Raw genomic sequence first — 20,559 nt, forward strand, 5'->3', positions numbered from 1 at the left:
ATCTGCCAAGAGCGTAGACCGCCGTGGCCTATACGGAAGCATTCAGCAAGCCGGGGTGGCCGCAATGACCATGGGCCGCAAGATTCGCCAATACACCGCACAGCCACGTTACCGCTACAACGGCCAGAGCCTGCAACTGACCGTCAGCATCGGTAGGACTTCGCTGCGATCCGACGAGACCCTGCACAACCTGCTGGCGCGTGCCGACCTGGCGCGGTACCGTGCCAAGCAAAGCGGGCGCAACCGCGTCTGCTGCGACCTCAGCCAACCCGCCCATGCCTGATCCCAACCTCTGCCCGGCCTGCGGTGCGCGCAACGACTGCCGCCTGGCCGACCCGCGCACCGCCGACCAGCCCTGCTGGTGCTACAGCGTGAGCATCGATCCGGCCGTGCTCCAGGCCCTTCCTGCCGAATTGCGCAACGCGGCATGCCTGTGCCCACGCTGCGCCCGGGTGGATGAACAACTCAAGCGGCAGGCCCCGTCGGCATGACGTAAAATACCCGCCCGCGTTGCCACGACTGTCCCTCTCCATGCGCCTTGACCGCTTCCTCAGCAACCTGCCCCGCTTCAATCGCCAGCAAGTGCGCCTGCTGCTGGTGCAACGACGGATCAGGGTCGATGACCAGGCCACCGCCGATCCACACCACGAGGTGCGCGAATTCAGTCGGGTCGAGGTGGACGACGAGGTTGTGCAAGCTGGCCGGCCGGCCCGCTACTTCATGCTGCACAAACCCCAGGGCTGTGTCAGCGCGACCCGCGATCCGCAGCACCGCACCGTGCTCGATCTGCTCCAGGAGCCGAATGTCGACGAATTGCATATCGCCGGGCGCCTGGACTTCAACACCACCGGCCTGATGCTGCTGACCAACGATGGCCAGTGGTCCAGGCGACTGACCCAGCCCCTGACCAAACTGCCCAAGGTCTACTACGTGGAAACCGAGCAGGAGATCGGCCCGCACTACGCCGAGACGTTCGCCAAGGGCCTGTACTTCGCCTTCGAAGACCTCACCACCCAGCCCGCCGAACTGCAATTGCTCGGGCCGCGCAAGGCCCGGCTGAGCATCGTCGAAGGTCGTTATCACCAGGTCAAACGCATGTTCGGCCATTTCGACAACAAGGTCGTGCGCCTGCACCGCGAACGCATGGGCACGCTGGTGCTCGACGACGCCCTCGCACCTGGGCAATACCGTGCGCTGACGACCGAAGAAATCCAGCAGATCTGAATCGGCGACCATTGGGCAGAAGTCATCAGCTTATGCCAAATCGCTCCTTGCGCAATCGCCAGGTCACTGCTTGAATCAAACCGTCAGCCAAAATATGACTGAACGGTCACCCCATAACTCCAAGAAACTTTCTGCTCGCTGCAGGGCTTGCCAGCCCTGGCTTCGCGGCAGATTGCCCGCCTATAAGAACATCCGTCGGCCAGTTGTTTTCAAGACCGACATGGGCCAGAAACTCCAGGCGAATGCCTACCTGTCATATAGCTCGTGCACAGTCAGTTGCGCGCATACCCGCTTGCCAGGAGTCTTTGACATGACACCAGAAATCGCTGTGTTGGATATACAGGGTCAATATCGGGTTTACACGGAGTTCTATCGCGCAGATGCCGCGCAAAAGACCATCATACTGGTCAATGGCTCGATGGCGACGACGGCGTCATTTGCCCAAACGGTGAAAAGCCTGCACCCGCAATACAACGTGGTGTGCTACGACCAGCCTTACGCGGGCAAGTCCCGGGCACACAACCATCACGAGCAGATGCTGACCCGCGAAATCGAAGGGCAGATCCTGTTGGAACTGATCGACCACTTCGCTGCCGAGCATGTGATGTCGTTTTCCTGGGGTGGCGCGGCGACCCTGAGTGCCCTGGCCCAACGGCCACGGCGTATCGAGAAGGCGGTGATCAGTTCATTCTCGCCGGTGATCAACGAACCGATGCGCGACTATCTGGAGCGCGGCGTCGACTATCTGGGCGCCTGCGACCGGGCGCGGGTCGGCCATCTGGTCAACAACACTATCGGCAAGCACCTGCCGTCGCTGTTCAAGCGTTTCAACTACCGGCATGTCAGCAGCCTGGCCGAGCATGAGTACAAGCAGATGAACTTCCATATCCGCGAAGTGCTCGGCGACGATCGCCACAAGTGCCTGAAGACCACCCACAGGATCGACATCCCGGTCCTGTTCATGAACGGCGAGTGGGACGAGTACACCGCCCCCGAGGACGCCCGGCAGTTCGGCAAACATGTGCGCAACAGCCACTTCAGCACCATACGCGGCACCGGCCACTTCCTCGACATGGAGCACAAGTCCGCCTGCCGTGATACTCGTCATGTCCTGCTCGACTTCCTCAAACCCAGTCACCAGGAAAGCCGGGCGCGTTATTACCAACACGTCCAGGAGCACCATGCGCACGCCATGTGAGCCGATCAGGTCACGGGCAACGGCCTGGCAGAACACTCAGGCCCAGCGTCGCTCGCCCGTGACGCGCCTTCGCACAAGTGCCGTCGGCAACCGCCGCTAAAATACAGATTTTCAAAGAAAAACTTCAATTGCGCGGCAACATCTGGTACAAAGTGGCCACCCGAGCGGGTGTCACTGGATGGCATCACTCCAGCGTTCCAGAGTGATTACAAGCGTGCTCATCTGGACAAGCCGCTCAGGTGAGTCAAGAGATAGGCAAAAGCGTGTAGTTTTGCGGGTATAGTTTAGTGGTAAAACGAAAGCTTCCCAAGCTTTAGTTGAGGGTTCGATTCCCTCTACCCGCTCCACATCGAACACCGTCCGACGTTGCCAACCCTGGCGACGAAGACATAAAAACCGGCTCCCAGAAGCCGGTTTTTTTATGGGATTTTTTGAACACTGCCCTGGCCCCCTGTTTATCCGGCTCGCCATCCCTAGCCCCCATCTGTCGTAGTATTCTTTAGCCCAACCTTGATTTAACTTTGGCATTCACTGCGAATCCAGGGAAAATCGCCCCAACGTAAAACACCTCTTCACCTGAGCCTAGGATCCGCTGAATGGACGCCCCTCAAATTGCAGCTCTCATTGTTGAACGCTTGAACGAGCTGAGCGTCGACATCCAAAGCCAATGGAACAACCCGCAAGGCACCCAGACACGTCATTTCATCATCGACGGATTGCTCTCCGACGAGATGGCTCAACAGATTTACGATGCCTTTCCGAAAAATGCCGATGGTTTCTTTGACAGACAATCATTCCGCGAAAAGAAGAAAACCCTGGGCAATCTGGCCGAGCACCCCGAAATACTCAGTTCGATCACCTTCGCGATTCAGCATCCGTCAGTCGTAGGCAGAATTGCCGAACTGGTAGGCATCGAAGGTATCCTGCCAGACCCGACTCTTTATGCCGGGGGTCTGTCGATGATGTTCAAGGATGACTTCCTCAATCCCCATATCGACAACAGCCATGATGCCGCCAGGGCCCTGTACCGTCGGTTGAACCTGCTCTACTACGTGGCACCGGACTGGGCTCTCGAAAATGGCGGCAACTTTGAGTTATGGGACCCCCAGGTCAAGGTACAGAAGACCCTGGTTTCGAAGTTCAACCGTCTGGTCGTGATGGAAACGAACAAGTATTCCTGGCACTCGGTAAGTAAGGTACAAGTAGAGGGACCACGTTGCTGCGTCTCCAACTACTACTTCTCCAAGGAATCACCTGACGACGATGACCAGGACTATTTCCATGTAACGTCATTCAATGGCCGTCCGGATGAACCCGGACGTCGTGCACTGGGCGTCGTCGACAACACCCTGCGCAACACCGTCTCCAAATTGCTGCGTTTCGGCCGAGGGAAGGATCAGGCGGGTAAACCCAAGCCTTGAAAGGGGAGCCTGAGAGCCGTCATGGCTCTCAGCGCCCAAACGGCCTGCGACAGCTTGTCAACCTTCCAATGGCGCCGCCTCGGCTGAACCGCCACTCGACGCGACCTTCGCCGTGACCGAAACCGGGTCGGTCGACAGCGCCGGTGTCGGCTTCTGCTTCATCAGGCTGAACAAGGTCGCGGTGGCGCTGGTCAGCGAAGCACTGAGAGTCGCCAGCTCGCTATTGAGCGCGGCCATCTGCTGGGTTTTCTGTTCGTCGCTCAAATGACTACCGGCCAACGCCTGAATCTGCACACGCTTTTCGTCGATCTGTTTTTGCAGATCGGCCATCATCTTGCGCAACTGTTCAATCTGTTTGGCCTGGGCGGTTCCGGAAGTCTTCGAAGCGGATCCGGCAGCCTTCGATGCCACCAGACCTTCGGACGATATCCTCACCTTGACCCCTTCGACCGCCTGGCCCGCACTGCTGACAGGCTGGTCTTTTCCGGCAGCGGCAGCAGCCTTGGCCGGAACAGACAGCTGGGTTGGACGGTGAATGGAGACGCTGCTGATGGAAACCATGTCGGCACTCACTCAAACACTGATATTGACTTATCGGCGTGTGGGAAACGGACTTGAGCGATCTGTAAGCAAGCTGATACATGGCAACACGCGGCGCCCCGCCGTACCTGGGTTCAGCCAAAACAACTGTCGAACTGGTTCAAATGCTGCCTGATCGCGGTGGTCACAGCCGGTACGGCTTCGCACAACAACACTTCGCGCTCCAGCACCTCGAACACGGCCGCCATGACCTGGCGGATTTCCTCCTGCGGCTGTTCGATACGACAACGCCGGCCAAGCTCCAGCAACCCCAGGAGCGAGGCAAACAGGCTCTTGCTGCCGTCGAGATTAAGCGCCAGTACATCCTCGGGGATGTAGGCGGTTGTATTGACGATGTCATAGGCAGGGGCGAGACGCCCCGTCGTCGTTGCACACCCACGATACCGGTGAGAATGGCGCATGCCACGGCCCCGCCAGGCAAGCCGAGAAAATCAGCTGCGCCGATCCAGTGCGTTGGCCACCAGGCGATCGATCCAACCCCAGATCCGTTGCTTGACTCGACGCCACAGCGGCCGCTTCTTCCAGTCGGCGAGGCTGACCGACTGGCTGAGGTCGAAGTCAGCCGTAAAACTGGCCGCGACCGCTGCGGTCAGGGAGGGATCCAGTGCCTCGAGATTGGCCTCCAGGTTGAAGCGCAGGTTCCAGTGGTCGAAATTGCACGAACCGATGCTGACCCAATCGTCGACCAGCACCATCTTCAAGTGCAGAAAGCACGGCTGGTATTCGAAGATCTGCACCCCGGCCCGGAGCAGGCGGGGATAGTAGCGGTGACCGGCATACCGCACCGACGGATGATCGGTACGCGGCCCGGTCAGCAGCAGTCGCACATCGACCCCGCGCTGCGCAGCCCGGCGCAGCGAGCGGCGGACCTTCCAGGTCGGCAGGAAATACGGGGTCGCCAACCAGATCCGCTGCTTGCCGCTGTTCAGCGCACGCACCAGCGACTGCAGGATGTCGCGATGCTGGCGGGCATCGGCATAGGCCACCCGGCCCAATCCCTGCCCGGCCGCCGGTAACTTCGGCAGACGCGGCAGCCCGAAATGGGCGGTGGGTCTCCAGGCGGCACGCTGTTCGTTGGCCAGCCATTGACGGTCAAACAGCAACTGCCAGTCGAGAACCAGCGGCCCCTGAATCAACACCATCACCTCATGCCAGGCGAAGCGGTTGTCACTGGGCGTCCAGAACTCATCGGTGACGCCAGTGCCGCCAACCACCGCAAGGCTGCTGTCGACCAGCAGAAGTTTGCGGTGATCGCGATACAGGTTGCGCATCCCGCGCCGCCAGCGCAGGCGGTTGTAGAAACGCAGCTCGACACCCGCCTCGATCAACCGTCGACGTAGCCCCAGGGTGAAGGCGAGACTGCCATAGTCATCGAACAGGCAACGCACCCGGACCCCACGCTCGGCAGCCTGAACCAGCGCCTGAACCATGGCATCGGCGCACTCGCCGGCCTCGACCAGATAGAGTTCCAACTCGACCCGGGACTCGGCCCGGGCGATCGCCACCAGCATGCGCGGGAAAAATTCCGGGCCATCGATCAGCAGCTCGAAAGCGTTGTCGCTACGCCAGGGAAAGACCGCGCCGGCCATGGTTCAGCGCGCCGTGAAAATCAGCACCGCACCCACCGGCACCGACAGACTGATCGCCGACAGGCCGGCGAGCTTGCGCAACTCTGCCAGGCCCGGCAACAGGCCGAAATCCTCGGCGTGGACCACCAGCGGCTCCAGGGTCACCACCTGGAAACGCCGGTCGTCGAGGCGGGTCGCCAGCAGTTCGGCGTTGTAATGGTGCTCCTGACCATGCAGGCGCACCACCAGCGGCAGGCGTAGCTCCAGTTGAGCGCCGGGCGCCAGATCGTTGATCGGCTGAATGTTGATCTGCGCGCTGACCTGCGCCTCGGGATACTGCTTGATCTCGAACAGCTCACGCCGCAGGCGCTCATCGCGCAGGGGAATGCCGGTGCTGACCGACTCCAGTTCGACATCGAGGATGGCCACCCCCTGGCGATCGACCTTGCCATGCAGGGTCAGGAAACGATGGACTTCGGAAATATCGGCATTTTTGGTGCTGACAAACGACAGGCGCGAGGACTCGTTGTCCAGGTACCAGTTGGCGTGGGCCGGCAGGGCCAGTACCCCGAGAAGTGCCAGAAGAAGGCGGGACCGGTGCATGCAAGCTCCTGATTGAACGTAGGCGCCACCTTACCCGGCCACGCTGGCGCTAGCAAACGACAGTCAGGGTTGCAGCCGGCAGCCTTCGCGTTCGCTCACCCAGATCGCCGTGGCGTCGCGCCCGAGGCCTGCGGCACTGACACGGCGCGATTGCGGATCATCAAGCAGGCGGCTGATCGGAACCGACTGTTTCACATAGCTCTGACAATAATCGGCAGAGTTGTTCATCACATACCGGCACGAACAATACTCCTTGGCGGTATAGGCGCTGATGATCTGCGGGAAGGCGCGCAAGGCCACGCGCTCATGCCAGACCCAGGCCAGTAGTACCAGCAGCAACAGCGCCAGCAGGCTGATGAACGGGTGACGACGAACGAAACCGGCGACTTTCATGGCAACACCTTCGGCCCGAAGGCCGCCAGGACCCGCTTGAGCAGTTCATTATGACGATAGCTGCCATCGCGATCATCGCCGTAGCGCACGATCACCAGGCCGGCGCTGGGGATGACATACAGCGCCTGCCCCCAGTGGCCGAGAGCGGCGAAGGTATCGTCCGGTGCATCCGGCCAGGGCTTGGCTGCGCCGTCGATCGAGCGGTTGAGCCACCACTGGCCGCCGGCCACTGCCTCATCCTGACCCGGTTTATAACCGGCAAAGGCCTGTCGGTTGAAATCGACCCAGGCCTTGGGCAGCAGCTGCCGGTCCTGCCAGCGACCATTGCGCTCCATCAACAGGCCGATCCGGGCCAGGTCGCGAGCGGTCAGGTAGGCATAGGACGACGCGACGAAGGTGCCGCTGCCGTCGCGCTCCCAGATCGCACCCTGGATACCCAGCGGATCGAACAATGCCGTCCACGGATAATCCGGATAACGCTGGGGCCCGACGATACCGCGCAGGGCCGCTGCCAGCACATTGCTGTCGCCACTGGAATAACGGAAGGCCCGACCGGGCGCCTCGTACTCGCCCTGCTTGGCGGTATAGCCGGCCATGTCGGCATGACCGAGGGTATACAGCATCGCCACCACCGAGGAATTGAGCGGGGCATATTCATAGTCTTCCTGCCAGTCGATGCCTGACGACCAGTTCAACAGATGCTCCAGGCTGACCTGGGGGTGGGACTGGAAGGAGGGATAGAACTTCGCCACCGGATCATTCAACTGGAACAGGCCTTCGCCATAGGCAACGCCCAGGACCGTGGCCATGATGCTCTTGCTGATCGACCAGGTCAGGTGCGGCGTATCGATACGGGTCGGCCCGGCATAACGCTCGTAAACGATCTGCCCCTGGTGGATCACCAGCAGCGCATCGGTACGCACGCCTTTGCGAATTTCGTCATCGCGCGTCGGGAAGGCATAGGCCTGCAAGTCCGCGACGGTGGGACCGGCAACCTGTGGCCCTTGCGACCAGTCGGTGCCAGGCCAGCTCTCGGCGTGGGTGATGGAGGTGACAAGCAGCAGCGCAAACGCGAGAAAGGTCGAACCCTTGGGCATGGAGCGAACTCGGATAAATAGCTTGCGACTAGTCTAGCGGGACTTGATGACAGTTCAGCTCAATCTGGAGTCCACGCCCTCAAAGGGGCTGTCATATAAGCATCACCAAAGCTTAATGGCGATGACACCGGGGCTACATAGCCTGACTTTGCACAACAAAGTCGACTGGCCGCAACCCTGGCCGGCAACCGGAGACGCGTCATGACTCAGATCGCCCGCATCAGCGACACCGGCAGTGAACGCCGCCTGCAAGCCGAACGCCTCTTGGGCACCGCGGCCTTGCAAGAAGCCCAAGCCTTGCGCTTCAACGTTTTCAGCGGCGAGTTCAATGCCAAGCTGAAAGGCGCCGAGCTTGGCCTGGACATGGATGATTATGATGTGCACTGCAGCCACATCGGCGTGCGCGACCTGAACAGCGGCCGGCTGGTGGCAACCACCCGCCTGCTCGACCACAAGGCCGCCAACACCCTGGGGCGGTTCTACAGTGAAGAAGAATTCAGCCTGCATGGCCTCGGCCACCTGCAAGGCCCGATCCTGGAAATCGGCCGCACCTGCGTCGACCCGGCCTACCGCAACGGTGGCACCATCGCCGTGCTCTGGGGTGAACTGGCCGAAGTGCTCAACGAGGGCGGCTACAGCTATCTGATGGGTTGCGCGAGCATCCCGATGCAGGATGGCGGCATCCAGGCCCAGGCGATCATGCAACGCCTGCGCGAACGCTACCTGAGCACCGAGCACCTGCGCGCCGAACCGAAGAAGCCGCTGCCGACCCTGGACATCCCCGGCAACGTCATCGCCGAAATGCCACCTTTGCTCAAGGCCTACATGCGCCTGGGCGCCAAGATCTGCGGCGAACCGTGCTGGGACGAAGACTTCCAGGTCGCCGACGTGTTCATCCTGCTCAAGCGCGACGAGTTGTGCCCGCGTTATGCCCGGCACTTCAAGGCGGCCGTGTAATGCGCCGGCTGCGGATATACGCTCGGATCGCCCGGGTACTGCTGGTGGTGACGCTCGGTTTGAGCATGGCCAGCGTGTTCGGTGTCTTCGAACGCCTGGGGGTCGCCAACTCGATGGCGCGTCGGCAGAGCTGGTCGCGGTTTTTCATGGCCCGCCTGAGCAACGCGCTGCCCTTTCGCGTGACCGTACGCGGCAACCTGCCGACACAGTCGATGCTGTGGGTCAGCAACCACGTGTCGTGGACCGATATCGCCCTGCTCGGCGCCCTGACGCCACTGTCTTTCCTGTCCAAGGCCGAGGTCCGTACCTGGCCGGTGGCCGGCTGGCTGGCGGCGAAAGCCGGCAGCCTGTTCATTCGCCGGGGCTCGGGTGACAGCCAGTTGGTGCGCAAGCAGATGACCCGTCATCTGGAGCAGGCACATCCCTTGCTGATGTTCCCCGAAGGCACCACCACCGATGGCCGCTCCTTGCGCACGTTCCACGGACGTCTGCTGTCGGCGGCCATCGATGCGGACGTCTCGCTGCAGCCGGTGGCGATTCGTTACAGCCGTGACGGACAACCGGACCTGCTGGCCCCCTTCATCGGTGATGATGACCTGCTGTCGCACCTGATGCGTCTGTTCTCCAATGACCAGGGTGATGTGGAAATCCAGCTGTTGCAGCCGATTCCGTGCAACGGCCAGGAACGCGCTGCCCTGGCCTTCCAGGCCCAGCAGGCGGTGCAGATGGCGTTGTTCGGTGAAGCCGCCGAAGCGAAGCGCCCGGCACCGCAGCCGGCAGCCACCAGCGAGGCGCAAGCCGCCTGAGTGTTGCTTGCAGGCAAGAGATCCGCGTCCTTGCAGGCGCCTTCGCGGGCGGGTACGTCGCCCGCGCAAGAGCGCCAGCCGCCGGCACAATCACTACAACTGCGCCTGCGAAAACGCTTGCAGCCGGGGATAGAACAACCGGAAGTCCTCGCTCAACGGCTCGTACAATGCCTCCAGTTCGCCCATCGCGTGGACCATTTCCTCCGGACGCGACAAGCGCCGGGAAATCCCCCGCAATACCTGCCCCAGCACCTCGAATTGCCGATAGGAACCGAGCCAGTCATCGGCCGCCATATATGGCGCAATCTGCGCCAGGCGCCCCGGCAAGCGCGGTTCGCTCGCCAGCACGCGGTAGACCCCGGCGGTAAAATTCTCCAGCGAGCCCTCGGCGTAAAGGGACCAGTCACGTGCCAGACAATGGTCGAAGAACACATCCAGAACGATCCCGGCATATCGCCGCCGGGTCAGTTCGAAACGCGACAATGCCTGGTCGACCAGAGAATGGCTGTCGGTAAACACGTCGATCCGGCGATGCAACTGAATGGCTGCCTCGATCGAAGGCGTGAACTGCCCTTCCACGCGGCCCTTGACGAAATCGCCATAGAGGCTGCCGAGCAGTTGTTCCGGGTGCCGACCACCCAGGTGAAGATGCGCGAGATAGTTCATGGGCTCAGCTTAGCATCTTCCATCCCTATATCGTTATAACCCGATATAGCGATTTGTGCGGTACTCAGAGCAAAATCATATTGGAATATCGCGAAATAACGATCTATATTTCGTCCTATCGCGATATACCGTTTTCTTACCCCTGAGACACCGCCATGACCCTTGACCTCGACGAAATAATAAAAGCGCTGGCACACCCAGTACGCCGAGACATTCTCCATTGGCTGAAAGATCCGAAAAACCAGTTTCCCGAACAGCTGCACAACCATGAATACGGCATCTGCGCCGGACAGATCGACCAACGCTGCGGCCTGTCGCAGTCGACCGTGTCGGCACATCTGGCGACGTTGCAACGGGCCGGCCTGATCAGCAGCCAGAAGGCGGGACAGTGGCACTTCTTCAAACGCAACGAAGAAACCATCCAGGCATTCCTGCGCATCATGAGCCAGGAACTCTAAGCGACAACCGGCTGCATGCAATCGCCCTGATCATCTTTGGCCAGAACGGCACTGCCGATCTGGCTCCTGCTAGTCACTCATCATCAAGAGGCTTGTACACATGGCAACTATTTTCGATCCGATCAAACTGGGCGACCTCGAACTGCCGAACCGCATCGTCATGGCCCCACTGACCCGCTGCCGGGCCGATGAGGGTCGTGTACCCAACGCGCTGATGGCCGAGTACTACGTACAACGCGCTTCCGCCGGACTGATCCTCAGCGAAGCGACCTCGGTCACCCCGATGGGCGTCGGCTACCCCGACACTCCCGGCATCTGGTCCAACGACCAGGTTCGCGGCTGGGCCAACGTGACCAAGGCCGTGCACGGCGCCGGTGGGCGGATCTTCCTGCAACTGTGGCACGTCGGCCGCATCTCCCATCCTTCGTACCTGAACGGTGAACTGCCGGTCGCCCCCAGCGCGATCCAGCCCAAGGGGCATGTGAGCCTGGTCCGTCCGCAAGCGGACTACCCAACCCCGCGCGCACTGGAAAGCGCTGAAATCGCCGACATCGTCGACGCCTACCGGGTCGGTGCGGAAAACGCCAAGGCCGCCGGCTTCGACGGTGTGGAAGTCCATGCCGCCAACGGCTACCTGCTCGACCAGTTCCTGCAGAGCAGCACCAACCAGCGCACCGACAACTACGGCGGCTCCCTGGAAAACCGTGCCCGCCTGTTGTTGGAAGTGACCGACGCCGTGGTGGAAATCTGGGGCGCCGGCCGCGTTGGCGTCCATCTGGCACCCCGCGCCGACTCCCACGACATGGGCGACGCCAACCTGGCGGAAACCTTCACCTACGTCGCCCGTGAACTGGGCAAACGGGGTATCGCCTTCATCTGTTCGCGCGAAAAGGAAGCCGACGACAGCCTCGGCCCGCAACTGAAGGCAGCGTTCGGCGGCACCTACATCGCCAATGAACGTTTCACCAAGGACAGTGCCAATGCCTGGTTGGCCGACGGCAAGGCCGATGCAGTGGCCTTCGGCATCCCGTTCATCGCCAACCCGGACCTGCCAGCCCGCCTGAAGGCCGATGCCGAACTGAACGCGCCGCACCCTGAAACCTTCTATGGCAAGGGCCCGGTCGGCTACATCGATTACCCGACGCTGTAACCTCGACACCGCTCGGCAGTACCACAAGGCCCCGGCTCGCAAGAGTCGGGGCCTTTGTATTTCGGTTGAATGGACCGGCTCGAATATCGGAAAACACTCACAGAATCGGAGGCACTTTATCCCAGGTTTTTTGGGTCATGATGACCATACTTATGCGGCGCTGCCCGAAACCCTCGGACAGCAGGCAACGTCATGGAATGGCGTTGCTGCACGATCCACTTAAAAGGAATTAACATGCCATATCTCCTGCAAGTCCTGGGCATAGCCCTGTCCTGCGCGGTCCTGTCCAGCCTGCTGTCATATGCCGCCTATGCAATGCCGCCCGATGTCCCGGGAATCGTCACCGTGGAAATCCGCAACGATTCCGCGCAACCGCTCGAGTTGCTGGGTACCGGCCTGGATCTGCAAGGGGCGCCCGTCGCCAGCTTTGCCATAGCCAGCGGCGAACGCCGCAAGCTGCACCTGACGGGATCGAAGGCCTGGTTCATCTATGGCTCCGGCCCCCGCAAGTGCCGCTTCGTTGCCCAGCATGCACTCAAGCAACGCTTCAGCGGCCCGGAGCACTCCAGCTACCTGCCGGTGTGGACTCGCCAGGCCGAATCGATCGGCGAACACCAGGCATCCTGCAAGGCACGCCTGAGCAAGACACTCAAGGCGCCCCCCTACAGCTATAGCGTGAAATTCAGCATGGGCTAAACACACGGCAGTCATCAACCGCGCCGACGCTGCCCCCAGACCACGGCCAGCCCACTCAGGCAGACTACAGAGATGCCGACCACGGCGAACAGGTCCGGCATATGGTCGAAGACCAGGTAGCCATACATACCGGCGAAGAGGATCTGCCCATAGCTGAACGGCGCCAGCATCGCCGGTGGAGCATGCCGGAACGCCTGGGTCAGGAGCAGGTGGCCGAGCATCCCGCAGGCGCCCAGGCCGACCATGAACAGACCATGGACCAGGCTGGGCGTGCTCCAGAAGAACGGCAGCAGCGCACTCATGATCAGGCTATTGAAAATGCCGGTGAGGAAGTTGCTGGTGGTCGGGCTGTCGATGCCGCTGAGCATGCGGGTCAGCAACTGATAGAAACCGAAAAACAATGCGGAACAGAGCGGCAGCAGGATTGCCGGAGTAAACAGCGCCCCTCCCGGCCGGATGACGATCAGTACACCGATAAAACCGGTGATGACCGCCGCCCACTGGCTGCGGCTGACCCGCTCGCCCAGCAGCGGCACCGACAGCGCCGTCACCAGCAACGGCGCGAGGAAGTTGACCGAAGTAGCTTCCGCCAAGGGGATATAACGCAAACCGGTAGTGAAAAGCAGGCTGGTACCGATCAGGCACAGCGCACGCAGCAACTGCAGCCCGGGCCGCTTGGTGCGCACCACCGCCGATAAACCACTGCGAGGTACGAAAACCACCAGCATCAGCAAGGTGTGGACCACGTAACGGGCCCAGACCACCATCACGATCGGATAAAAACCCGACAGGTATTTGGACATCGCATCATGGCTGGCGAACAGCAACACCGCCAAACAGATCAGAGCGATGCCCCGCATGGGCTGCTCGGCGCTCTTGTGTAGCAGGTTGGGTACATTCATTCACAGGCTCGCAACAAATTCCCTACAAAATACTTAGCACACTAACTACCAACCTGCGCCTTAGCAGTATATAAATGTTGCCCTCTGTCGAAACACACATCGTCAGGCTGATGTGACTGGCGTCGAGGATATTGACACAACTAGACTCACTTACGCATTTTGACTCAATTGCGTAGGCTGGGACTCAAGCGCAGCATGTCCAGGCCTGTATCGACCCAACGCTCGGCATCTTTATTCAGGTCGAAGCTGTCCGGCACCAATAGCCATTTATAGAGGATGCCATCGACCCAGGCATGGAGAGTGATGGCCGCACGGGCCGTGTCCAGGTCCTCGGGAAGCTGTCCGCGATTGACCGCATTGCGCAACGCCAGTTCGATGTGCGCGTTGCAGTCCAGGCTGACAGCACGGCGCTGACGGCGAAGGTCACACATTTCATCGGTGAACTCGCACTTATGAAACAAAATTTCATTGATGCGCCGGACTTTCGGGTCAAGGGCTATCTGCTGAAACAAATGAATCAACAACCGCCGCATGCATCCCAACGGATCGGGCTCGTCCTGGTCCTCGCTGGCCTTGGCCATGTCGTCCAGGGGTTCGCGCAACGAATCGAGCATGGCCTGTACCAGGTCGGCCTTGTTACTGAAATGCCAATAGATAGCACCGCGGGTGACCCCCGCCAGGGTCGCGATATCGGCCAGGGTGGTACGCGCCACGCCACGCTCGTAGAACGCCTTTTCGGCGGCCTCGAGTATCTGCTTGCGGGTTTCCTGAGCTTCTTCTTTGGTACGACGGGCCATGGCAGTAAAACCTCGATCAGGGTGCCTCGGACTATCCTTGGGTTTAATCCGGGCTTAACGACGGGCGGCGATTCTGGGGCCTTTTTCCCGAGATGAATTCCATGAGTTGTAACGACTTTGAGCAAAAGTTCAAGCCTTTACAAACAACCATGAATGTAAGTATATTCATTAGCAGCCTATTAATCCAGCCGAATCACCTTTCCAACCTTCTTGTGCGCTTCATGCGCGCCTGACCCGAGGATCTTCATGCAACTCAAGCCAGCTGTTACCGCTCTGGTCACCGCCGTCGCCCTGGCATCGCTGCTCAGCGGATGCAATAAAAAGGAAGAGGCCGCTCCGGCGGCTGCCCCCACCCCTCAGGTCGGCGTCGTCACCCTGAAAGCCCAACCCTTCACCCTGACCTCCGAACTACCCGGTCGCACGACGGCTTATCGCGTCGCCGAAGTCCGTCCCCAGGTCAATGGCATCATTCTCAAGCGCCTGTTCAAGGAAGGCGGCGACGTCAAGGCCGGCCAGCAGCTTTATCAGATCGACCCCTCGGTCTATGAAGCGACCCTGAAAAGCGCCGAAGCGAACCTGCAGTCGACCAAGTCGATCGCCGACCGCTACAAGCAACTGGTGAACGAACAGGCCGTCAGCCGTCAGGAATACGACACGGCCGTGGCCAACCGCCTGCAATCGGAAGCCAGCCTGCAAAGCGCGCAGATCAACGTGCGCTACACCAAGGTGCTTGCCCCGTTGTCCGGCCGCATTGGCCGTTCCTCGGTGACCGAAGGTGCATTGGTCAGCACCGGCCAGACCGATGCCATGGCGGTGATCACCCAGTTGGATCCGATCTACGTCGACATCACGCAATCCACCGCCGAGTTGCTGAAGCTACGTCGCGAACTGGAAAGCGGCCGCCTGCAGAAATCTGGCGACACCGCCGCCATGGTCAAGCTGACCCTGGAAGACGGCAGCACCTATGCCCAGCCGGGCAAGCTGGAGTTCTCGGAAGTCACCGTGGATGAAACCACCGGCTCCGTGACCCTGCGTGCGGTATTCCCCAACCCTGACCACTCGCTGCTGCCTGGCATGTTCGTCCATGCGCAGTTGCAATCCGGGGTGAACAACGCCGCGATTCTCGTGCCGCAGCAAGGCGTGACCCGTGACCTCAAGGGCACCCCGACCGCACTGGTCGTCGGCCCGGACAACAAGGTCGAGTTGCGCCAGCTCAAGGCCAGCCGTACCCAGGGCAGCCAGTGGCTGGTCGAGGATGGTCTGAAGTCCGGCGACCGCGTGATCACCGAAGGCCTGCAGTTCGTGCGCCCAGGTGCCGAGGTCAAGGCCAGCGAAGCCACCAACGTCAAAACCGCCAACCCGGCCCCTGCCCCGGCAACCGACAAAGCCGCGAGCAGCAAAGGGGAGTAAACCATGTCGAAATTCTTTATCGACCGCCCGATCTTCGCCTGGGTGATTGCCCTGGTGATCATGCTGGTCGGCGCGCTCTCGATCCTCAAGTTGCCGATCAACCAGTATCCGGCGATCGCGCCACCGGCCATCGCCATTTCCGTGACCTACCCGGGCGCCTCGGCGCAGACTGTGCAGGACACCGTGGTTCAGGTGATCGAACAGCAGCTCAACGGTATCGACAACCTGCGTTATGTCTCGTCGGAAAGTAACTCCGACGGCAGCATGACCATCACCGCCACCTTCGAGCAGGGCACCAATTCCGACACGGCCCAGGTCCAGGTCCAGAACAAGCTGAACCTGGCGACCCCCTTGCTGCCACAGGAAGTGCAACAGCAAGGTATCCGCGTCACCAAGTCAGTGAAGAACTTCCTGATGGTGATCGGCGTGGTGTCGACCGACGGCAGCATGACCAAGGACGACCTGTCGAACTACATCGTCTCCAACATGCAGGACCCGATCTCGCGGACCGCGGGCGTCGGTGACTTCCAGGTGTTCGGTGCCCAGTACGCGATGCGTATCTGGCTCGATCCGGCCAAGCTGAACAACTACCAGTTGACGCCGGTGGATGTGAAGACGGCCGTGTCCGCACAGAACGTCCAGGTGTCTTCCGGGCAACTGGGCGGCCTGCCGGCCATGCCGGGCCAGCAACTGAACGCGACCATCATCGGCAAGACCCGTCTGCAGACCGCCGAGCAGTTCAAGAACATCCTGCTCAAGGTCAACAAGGACGGCTCGCAAGTGCGCCTGGGCGATGTCGCCGACGTCGGCCTGGGGGGTGAGAACTACAGTGTCTCGGCCCAGTACAACGGCAGCCCGGCATCGGGTCTGGCGGTCAAGCTGGCCAACGGCGCCAACGCCCTGGACACCGCCAAGGCACTGCGCAAGACCATCAGCGAGCTGGAACCGTTCTTCCCGCCGGGCATGAAAGTGGTGTTCCCGTATGACACCACGCCAGTAGTGACCGAGTCGATCAAGGGTGTGGTCGAAACCCTGGCCGAAGCGATTGTGCTGGTGTTCCTGGTGATGTTCCTGTTCCTGCAGAACTTCCGCGCCACCATCATCACCACCATGACGGTGCCAGTGGTACTGCTGGGTACCTTCGGGATCCTCGCCGCTGCCGGTTTCAGCATCAACACCCTGACCATGTTCGGCATGGTCCTGGCCATCGGCTTGCTGGTGGACGACGCCATCGTCGTGGTGGAGAACGTCGAACGGGTCATGAGTGAGGAAGGCCTGTCACCCAAGGAGGCGACCAAAAAGTCCATGGGGCAGATCCAGGGCGCCCTGGTGGGTATCGCCATGGTGCTCTCGGCGGTACTGCTGCCCATGGCGTTCTTCGGCGGTTCCACGGGTGTGATCTACCGGCAGTTCTCCATCACCATCGTCTCGGCCATGGGCCTGTCGGTACTGGTGGCACTGATCTTCACGCCGGCCCTGTGCGCAACCCTGCTCAAGCCGATCCCCCATGGCGAGCACGGCACGCCCAAGCGCGGCTTCTTCGGCTGGTTCAACCGCAACTTCGACCGTGGCGTGCGCGCCTACGAAAGCAGCGTCGGCAATATCCTGACGCACAAGCTGCCCTACCTGCTGGCCTACGCCCTGATCGTGGTCGGCATGATCTGGCTGTTTGCCCGTATCCCGAGTTCGTTCCTGCCGGAAGAAGACCAGGGAGTACTGTTCGCTCAGGTCCAGACACCAGCCGGCTCCAGTGCCGAGCGGACCCAGGCGGTGGTCGACAAGATGCGCGCCTACCTGCTCAAGGATGAATCGGCGGCCGTGAGTTCGGTGTTCACCGTCACCGGCTTCAACTTCGCCGGTCGCGGCCAGAGTTCGGGCATGGCCTTCATCATGCTCAAGCCATGGGATAAACGAAACGCCGACAACAGTGTGTTCAAGCTGGCGGAGCGGGCCCAGGCACACTTCTTCAGCTTCCGCGATGCGATGGTGTTTGCCTTCGCCCCACCGGCGGTACTGGAGTTGGGTAACGCCACCGGTTTCGACGTCTACCTGCAAGACCGTGCCGGTATCGGCCACGAAAAGCTGATGGAAGCGCGCAACCAGTTCCTCGGTATGGCGGCGCAGAGCAAGGTCCTGGCGGCGGTGCGTCCCAACGGTCTGAACGACGAACCGCAATACCAGTTGAGCATCGACGATGAGCGCGCCAGCGCCCTGGGCTTGAGCCTGTCGGACATCAACAACAGCCTGTCGATCGCGCTGGGCAGTAGTTATGTCAACGACTTCATCGACCATGGCCGGGTGAAGAAGGTCTACATCCAGGGCAAGGCCGCTTCGCGGATGAGCCCTGAAGACCTGCAGAAGTGGTTTGTGCGCAGCAGCAGCGGCACCATGGTTCCGTTCTCCGCGTTCGCCAAGGGCGAGTGGGTCTACGGCTCGCCGAAACTGGCCCGCTACAACGGCGTCGAGGCAATGGAAATCCTCGGTGCCCCGGCACCGGGCCACACCACCGGTGAAGCCATGGCGGAAGTCGAGGCCCTGGCCAAGAAACTGCCGACCGGCGTCGGTATTTCCTGGACCGGCCTGTCGTATGAAGAGCGCCTGTCCGGTTCCCAGGCCCCGGCATTGTTCGCCCTCTCGCTGTTGATGGTGTTCCTCTGCCTGGCGGCGTTGTACGAAAGCTGGTCGATCCCGATCGCGGTGGTGCTGGTCGTACCGCTGGGGATCATCGGTGCGCTGCTGGCAACTACCCTGCGAGGCCTGTCCAACGACGTGTACTTCCTGGTGGGGCTGTTGACCACCATCGGTCTGGCGGCGAAGAACGCCATTCTGATCGTCGAGTTCGCCAAGGAACTGCACGAACAGGGCAAGAGCCTGCGCGATGCCGCGATCGAGGCGTGCCGCATGCGCCTGCGTCCGATCATCATGACCTCGCTGGCGTTCATCCTCGGCGTGGTTCCGCTGGCAATCTCCACCGGCGCCGGCTCCGGCAGTCAGCACGCGATCGGTACCGTGGTGGTTGGCGGTATGATCAGTGCAACCATCTTGGCGATTTTCTGGGTTCCGTTATTCTTCGTTGCCGTCTCGGCCATTGGTGGCGAGAAGAAGCACGCAAAACCTGCAACCCCTGACACTCCACCCCATGAGGCTGGCCAATGAGCAAGTCCCTTCTCTCTGTAGCGGTCGCGGCCTTTGTGCTCAGCGGCTGCTCGCTGATCCCCGACTACCAGCGCCCGCAAGCGCCGGTGGCGGCGCAGTACCCGCAAGGTCCGGCCTATTCGCCGAGCCAGGCGGCGAACGTCGCCGCAGCCGAACAGGGCTGGCGCCAGTTCTTCAACGATCCGGCATTGCAGCAACTGGTCCAGGTAGCCCTGGAAAACAACCGCGATCTGCGGGTCGCGGCCTTGAACATCGAAGCCTACCGGGCCCAGTACCAGATCCAGCGCGCCGACCTGTTCCCGGCCGTCACCGCCGACGGCAGCGGCAGCCGCCAGCGGGTCCCGGCCGATGCATCGAGCAGCGGCAAGGCAGCGATCACCAGCCAATACTCGGCAACCCTCGGCGTCAGTTCCTATGAACTGGACCTGTTTGGCCGCATCCGCAGCCTGAGCGAGCAGGCACTGCAGACCTACTTCGCCAGCGAAGAGGCCCGCCGTACCACGCAGATCAGCCTGGTGGCCAGTGTTGCCAACGCCTACCTGACCTGGCAGGCCGACAAGGAACTGCTCAAGCTGACCCAGGAAACCCTGGCGGCCTACGAGGAAAGCTATCGGCTGACCTCGCGCAGCAACGAAGTCGGCGTGGCCTCGGCACTGGACCTGAGCCAGTCGCGGACCTCGGTGGAAAGTGCCCGGGTCAAACTGGCCCAGTTCACCCGTCAAGTTGCCGAAGACCAGAACAGCCTGACGCAACTGCTGGGTACCGGGATTCCGGCCAACCTGCCGGCTGCTCAGCCACTGTCGGCCAAGCTGCTCAGCGATCTGCCAGCCGGCCTGCCTTCGGACCTGCTGCAACGCCGGCCGGACATTCTCAGCGCCGAGCACCAGTTGATGGCGGCCAACGCCAATATCGGTGCGGCACGCGCGGCGTTCTTCCCGAGCATCAGCCTGACCGCCAATGCCGGGACCCTGAGCCCGGATCTGGGCGGGTTGTTCAAAGGCGGGTCGGGCACCTGGCTGTTCTCGCCGAAGATCAGCATCCCGATCTTCAACGCCGGCAGCCTGAGAGCCAGCCTGGATTACTCCAAGATCCAGAAGGACATCAGCGTCGCCAACTACGAGAAAGCGATCCAGACCGGTTTCAAGGAAGTCTCCGATGGCCTGACCGCGCGCCAGACCTACAACGAGCAGTTGAAGGCCCAGCGTGACCTGGTCGCCGCCAACCAGGACTACTACCGTCTGGCCGAGCGTCGCTACCGCATCGGTGTCGACAGCAACCTGACCTTCCTCGATGCCCAGCGTTCGTTGTTCAGCGCCCAGCAGTCGCTGATCAGCGATCGCCTGTCGCAGCTCACCAGCGAGGTCAACCTGTACAAGGCCCTCGGCGGTGGCTGGAACGAGCAGACCGGCCAGGCCCGCCCGATCGACGACACGCCCCCCAAAGGCTGAGATCGTTCA

Annotated in this window: 22 protein-coding genes and 1 tRNA gene; 14 read left to right on the forward strand and 9 right to left on the reverse strand. The window is 61.3% G+C overall.

The features are described from left to right. Positions 1-64 precede the first annotated feature (64 nt). From BLU37_RS00145 to BLU37_RS00170, 6 genes are all read left to right on the forward strand, one after another. A complete protein-coding gene (locus tag BLU37_RS00145) occupies positions 65-283 on the forward strand; it encodes a GGDEF domain-containing protein (protein ID WP_090201876.1) in 219 nt (72 codons plus the stop codon). Then, complete coding sequence (locus tag BLU37_RS00150) at positions 276-491, forward strand: cysteine-rich CWC family protein (RefSeq protein WP_090201877.1); 216 nt, start codon at positions 276-278, stop codon at positions 489-491. Before BLU37_RS00145 ends, BLU37_RS00150 begins: the two co-directional genes overlap by 8 nt. A gap of 40 nt (positions 492-531) precedes the next feature. Further along, on the forward strand, positions 532-1,224 hold the full coding sequence (locus BLU37_RS00155) for a pseudouridine synthase (RefSeq protein ID WP_090201878.1): 693 nt from the start codon (positions 532-534) through the stop codon (positions 1,222-1,224). Positions 1,225-1,534: 310 nt separating this feature from the next. Further along, positions 1,535-2,422 (forward strand): alpha/beta fold hydrolase, encoded by an 888-nt coding sequence (locus tag BLU37_RS00160; protein ID WP_090201879.1) that lies wholly within the window; start codon positions 1,535-1,537, stop codon positions 2,420-2,422. Between the two features lie 273 nt (positions 2,423-2,695). Next, positions 2,696-2,769: transfer RNA gene (locus tag BLU37_RS00165), tRNA-Gly, on the forward strand. A gap of 249 nt (positions 2,770-3,018) precedes the next feature. Beyond that, positions 3,019-3,843 (forward strand): 2OG-Fe(II) oxygenase, encoded by an 825-nt coding sequence (locus BLU37_RS00170; protein ID WP_090201880.1) that lies wholly within the window; start codon positions 3,019-3,021, stop codon positions 3,841-3,843. Positions 3,844-3,900: 57 nt separating this feature from the next. On the opposite strand, the gene BLU37_RS00175 is transcribed toward BLU37_RS00170, so the two are convergent. The 6 genes from BLU37_RS00175 to BLU37_RS00200 all read right to left on the reverse strand — a co-directional run bounded on the left by BLU37_RS00175 (position 3,901) and on the right by BLU37_RS00200 (position 8,104). Continuing rightward, a complete protein-coding gene (locus BLU37_RS00175; protein ID WP_090201881.1) occupies positions 3,901-4,404 on the reverse strand; it encodes a hypothetical protein in 504 nt (167 codons plus the stop codon). Positions 4,405-4,517: 113 nt separating this feature from the next. Further along, the gene (locus BLU37_RS00180; protein ID WP_090201882.1) at positions 4,518-4,844 is read right to left on the reverse strand and encodes a hypothetical protein; all 327 of its coding nucleotides are present in this window, start codon (positions 4,842-4,844) and stop codon (positions 4,518-4,520) included. A gap of 30 nt (positions 4,845-4,874) precedes the next feature. Beyond that, positions 4,875-6,032, reverse strand: coding sequence for a phospholipase D-like domain-containing protein (locus BLU37_RS00185; protein WP_090201883.1), 1,158 nt, complete (start codon positions 6,030-6,032; stop codon positions 4,875-4,877). Between the two features lie 3 nt (positions 6,033-6,035). Then, a complete protein-coding gene (locus BLU37_RS00190; protein ID WP_090201884.1) occupies positions 6,036-6,614 on the reverse strand; it encodes a YceI family protein in 579 nt (192 codons plus the stop codon). A gap of 63 nt (positions 6,615-6,677) precedes the next feature. Next, positions 6,678-7,007, reverse strand: coding sequence for a hypothetical protein (locus BLU37_RS00195; protein WP_010449211.1), 330 nt, complete (start codon positions 7,005-7,007; stop codon positions 6,678-6,680). Continuing rightward, positions 7,004-8,104: a serine hydrolase domain-containing protein gene (locus tag BLU37_RS00200; RefSeq protein ID WP_090201885.1), complete on the reverse strand. Its 1,101-nt coding sequence runs from the start codon at positions 8,102-8,104 to the stop codon at positions 7,004-7,006. Before BLU37_RS00200 ends, BLU37_RS00195 begins: the two co-directional genes overlap by 4 nt. 201 nt (positions 8,105-8,305) lie before the next feature. Here BLU37_RS00200 and olsB point away from each other — a divergent pair, with 201 nt between their 5' ends. Both olsB and BLU37_RS00210 read left to right on the forward strand, forming a co-directional pair. Then, positions 8,306-9,061: an L-ornithine N(alpha)-acyltransferase gene (gene olsB, locus BLU37_RS00205; protein WP_090201886.1), complete on the forward strand. Its 756-nt coding sequence runs from the start codon at positions 8,306-8,308 to the stop codon at positions 9,059-9,061. Next, positions 9,061-9,867, forward strand: coding sequence for a lysophospholipid acyltransferase family protein (locus BLU37_RS00210; protein ID WP_019363344.1), 807 nt, complete (start codon positions 9,061-9,063; stop codon positions 9,865-9,867). The genes olsB and BLU37_RS00210 overlap by 1 nt, the downstream gene beginning before the upstream one ends. A gap of 93 nt (positions 9,868-9,960) precedes the next feature. On the opposite strand, the gene BLU37_RS00215 is transcribed toward BLU37_RS00210, so the two are convergent. Beyond that, positions 9,961-10,533, reverse strand: a complete 573-nt coding sequence (locus tag BLU37_RS00215) for an acyl carrier protein phosphodiesterase (RefSeq protein WP_010449218.1) — start codon at positions 10,531-10,533, stop codon at positions 9,961-9,963. Between the two features lie 155 nt (positions 10,534-10,688). On the opposite strand from BLU37_RS00215, the gene BLU37_RS00220 reads away from it, so the two are divergent. The 3 genes from BLU37_RS00220 (at position 10,689) to BLU37_RS00230 (ending at position 12,837) form a co-directional block, all read left to right on the forward strand. Then, positions 10,689-10,991, forward strand: a complete 303-nt coding sequence (locus BLU37_RS00220; protein ID WP_090201887.1) for an ArsR/SmtB family transcription factor — start codon at positions 10,689-10,691, stop codon at positions 10,989-10,991. Positions 10,992-11,091: 100 nt separating this feature from the next. Continuing rightward, positions 11,092-12,141, forward strand: coding sequence for an alkene reductase (locus BLU37_RS00225; RefSeq protein WP_010449222.1), 1,050 nt, complete (start codon positions 11,092-11,094; stop codon positions 12,139-12,141). A gap of 234 nt (positions 12,142-12,375) precedes the next feature. Beyond that, complete coding sequence (locus BLU37_RS00230; RefSeq protein WP_010449224.1) at positions 12,376-12,837, forward strand: hypothetical protein; 462 nt, start codon at positions 12,376-12,378, stop codon at positions 12,835-12,837. A 14-nt stretch (positions 12,838-12,851) separates the two neighbouring features. On the opposite strand, the gene BLU37_RS00235 is transcribed toward BLU37_RS00230, so the two are convergent. Together BLU37_RS00235 and emhR are read right to left on the reverse strand one after the other, a co-directional pair. After that, on the reverse strand, positions 12,852-13,739 hold the full coding sequence (locus BLU37_RS00235) for a DMT family transporter (RefSeq protein WP_090201888.1): 888 nt from the start codon (positions 13,737-13,739) through the stop codon (positions 12,852-12,854). A 164-nt stretch (positions 13,740-13,903) separates the two neighbouring features. Further along, entirely contained in the window at positions 13,904-14,536 is a 633-nt protein-coding gene (gene emhR, locus BLU37_RS00240) for an efflux system transcriptional repressor EmhR (protein ID WP_010449227.1), read from the reverse strand. A gap of 246 nt (positions 14,537-14,782) precedes the next feature. On the opposite strand from emhR, the gene BLU37_RS00245 reads away from it, so the two are divergent. Genes BLU37_RS00245 through BLU37_RS00255 form a run of 3 tightly spaced genes read left to right on the forward strand, consistent with a single transcriptional unit; the run spans position 14,783 to position 20,550 of the window. After that, positions 14,783-15,946, forward strand: coding sequence for an efflux RND transporter periplasmic adaptor subunit (locus BLU37_RS00245; protein ID WP_010449228.1), 1,164 nt, complete (start codon positions 14,783-14,785; stop codon positions 15,944-15,946). Positions 15,947-15,949: 3 nt separating this feature from the next. Next, positions 15,950-19,102: an efflux RND transporter permease subunit gene (locus BLU37_RS00250; protein WP_090201889.1), complete on the forward strand. Its 3,153-nt coding sequence runs from the start codon at positions 15,950-15,952 to the stop codon at positions 19,100-19,102. Beyond that, positions 19,099-20,550 (forward strand): AdeC/AdeK/OprM family multidrug efflux complex outer membrane factor, encoded by a 1,452-nt coding sequence (locus tag BLU37_RS00255; RefSeq protein ID WP_090201890.1) that lies wholly within the window; start codon positions 19,099-19,101, stop codon positions 20,548-20,550. The genes BLU37_RS00250 and BLU37_RS00255 overlap by 4 nt, the downstream gene beginning before the upstream one ends. The last annotated feature ends 9 nt before the right edge of the window (positions 20,551-20,559 follow it).

Source organism: Pseudomonas asplenii (assembly GCF_900105475.1).
GTDB lineage: Bacteria > Pseudomonadota > Gammaproteobacteria > Pseudomonadales > Pseudomonadaceae > Aquipseudomonas > Aquipseudomonas asplenii.

Coding starts and splice junctions, on each gene's coding strand:
- olsB (WP_090201886.1), top strand. CDS start 8,306: ATGACTCAGATCGCCCGCATCAGCGACACCGGCAGTGAACGCCGCCTG.
- BLU37_RS00230 (WP_010449224.1), top strand. CDS start 12,376: ATGCCATATCTCCTGCAAGTCCTGGGCATAGCCCTGTCCTGCGCGGTC.
- BLU37_RS00155 (WP_090201878.1), top strand. CDS start 532: ATGCGCCTTGACCGCTTCCTCAGCAACCTGCCCCGCTTCAATCGCCAG.
- BLU37_RS00185 (WP_090201883.1), bottom strand. CDS start 6,032: ATGGCCGGCGCGGTCTTTCCCTGGCGTAGCGACAACGCTTTCGAGCTG.
- BLU37_RS00235 (WP_090201888.1), bottom strand. CDS start 13,739: ATGAATGTACCCAACCTGCTACACAAGAGCGCCGAGCAGCCCATGCGG.
- BLU37_RS00250 (WP_090201889.1), top strand. CDS start 15,950: ATGTCGAAATTCTTTATCGACCGCCCGATCTTCGCCTGGGTGATTGCC.
- BLU37_RS00210 (WP_019363344.1), top strand. CDS start 9,061: ATGCGCCGGCTGCGGATATACGCTCGGATCGCCCGGGTACTGCTGGTG.
- BLU37_RS00215 (WP_010449218.1), bottom strand. CDS start 10,533: ATGAACTATCTCGCGCATCTTCACCTGGGTGGTCGGCACCCGGAACAA.
- BLU37_RS00160 (WP_090201879.1), top strand. CDS start 1,535: ATGACACCAGAAATCGCTGTGTTGGATATACAGGGTCAATATCGGGTT.
- BLU37_RS00175 (WP_090201881.1), bottom strand. CDS start 4,404: ATGGTTTCCATCAGCAGCGTCTCCATTCACCGTCCAACCCAGCTGTCT.
- BLU37_RS00200 (WP_090201885.1), bottom strand. CDS start 8,104: ATGCCCAAGGGTTCGACCTTTCTCGCGTTTGCGCTGCTGCTTGTCACC.
- BLU37_RS00255 (WP_090201890.1), top strand. CDS start 19,099: ATGAGCAAGTCCCTTCTCTCTGTAGCGGTCGCGGCCTTTGTGCTCAGC.
- BLU37_RS00225 (WP_010449222.1), top strand. CDS start 11,092: ATGGCAACTATTTTCGATCCGATCAAACTGGGCGACCTCGAACTGCCG.
- emhR (WP_010449227.1), bottom strand. CDS start 14,536: ATGGCCCGTCGTACCAAAGAAGAAGCTCAGGAAACCCGCAAGCAGATA.
- BLU37_RS00190 (WP_090201884.1), bottom strand. CDS start 6,614: ATGCACCGGTCCCGCCTTCTTCTGGCACTTCTCGGGGTACTGGCCCTG.
- BLU37_RS00170 (WP_090201880.1), top strand. CDS start 3,019: ATGGACGCCCCTCAAATTGCAGCTCTCATTGTTGAACGCTTGAACGAG.
- BLU37_RS00195 (WP_010449211.1), bottom strand. CDS start 7,007: ATGAAAGTCGCCGGTTTCGTTCGTCGTCACCCGTTCATCAGCCTGCTG.
- BLU37_RS00220 (WP_090201887.1), top strand. CDS start 10,689: ATGACCCTTGACCTCGACGAAATAATAAAAGCGCTGGCACACCCAGTA.
- BLU37_RS00180 (WP_090201882.1), bottom strand. CDS start 4,844: ATGCGCCATTCTCACCGGTATCGTGGGTGTGCAACGACGACGGGGCGT.
- BLU37_RS00145 (WP_090201876.1), top strand. CDS start 65: ATGACCATGGGCCGCAAGATTCGCCAATACACCGCACAGCCACGTTAC.
- BLU37_RS00150 (WP_090201877.1), top strand. CDS start 276: ATGCCTGATCCCAACCTCTGCCCGGCCTGCGGTGCGCGCAACGACTGC.
- BLU37_RS00245 (WP_010449228.1), top strand. CDS start 14,783: ATGCAACTCAAGCCAGCTGTTACCGCTCTGGTCACCGCCGTCGCCCTG.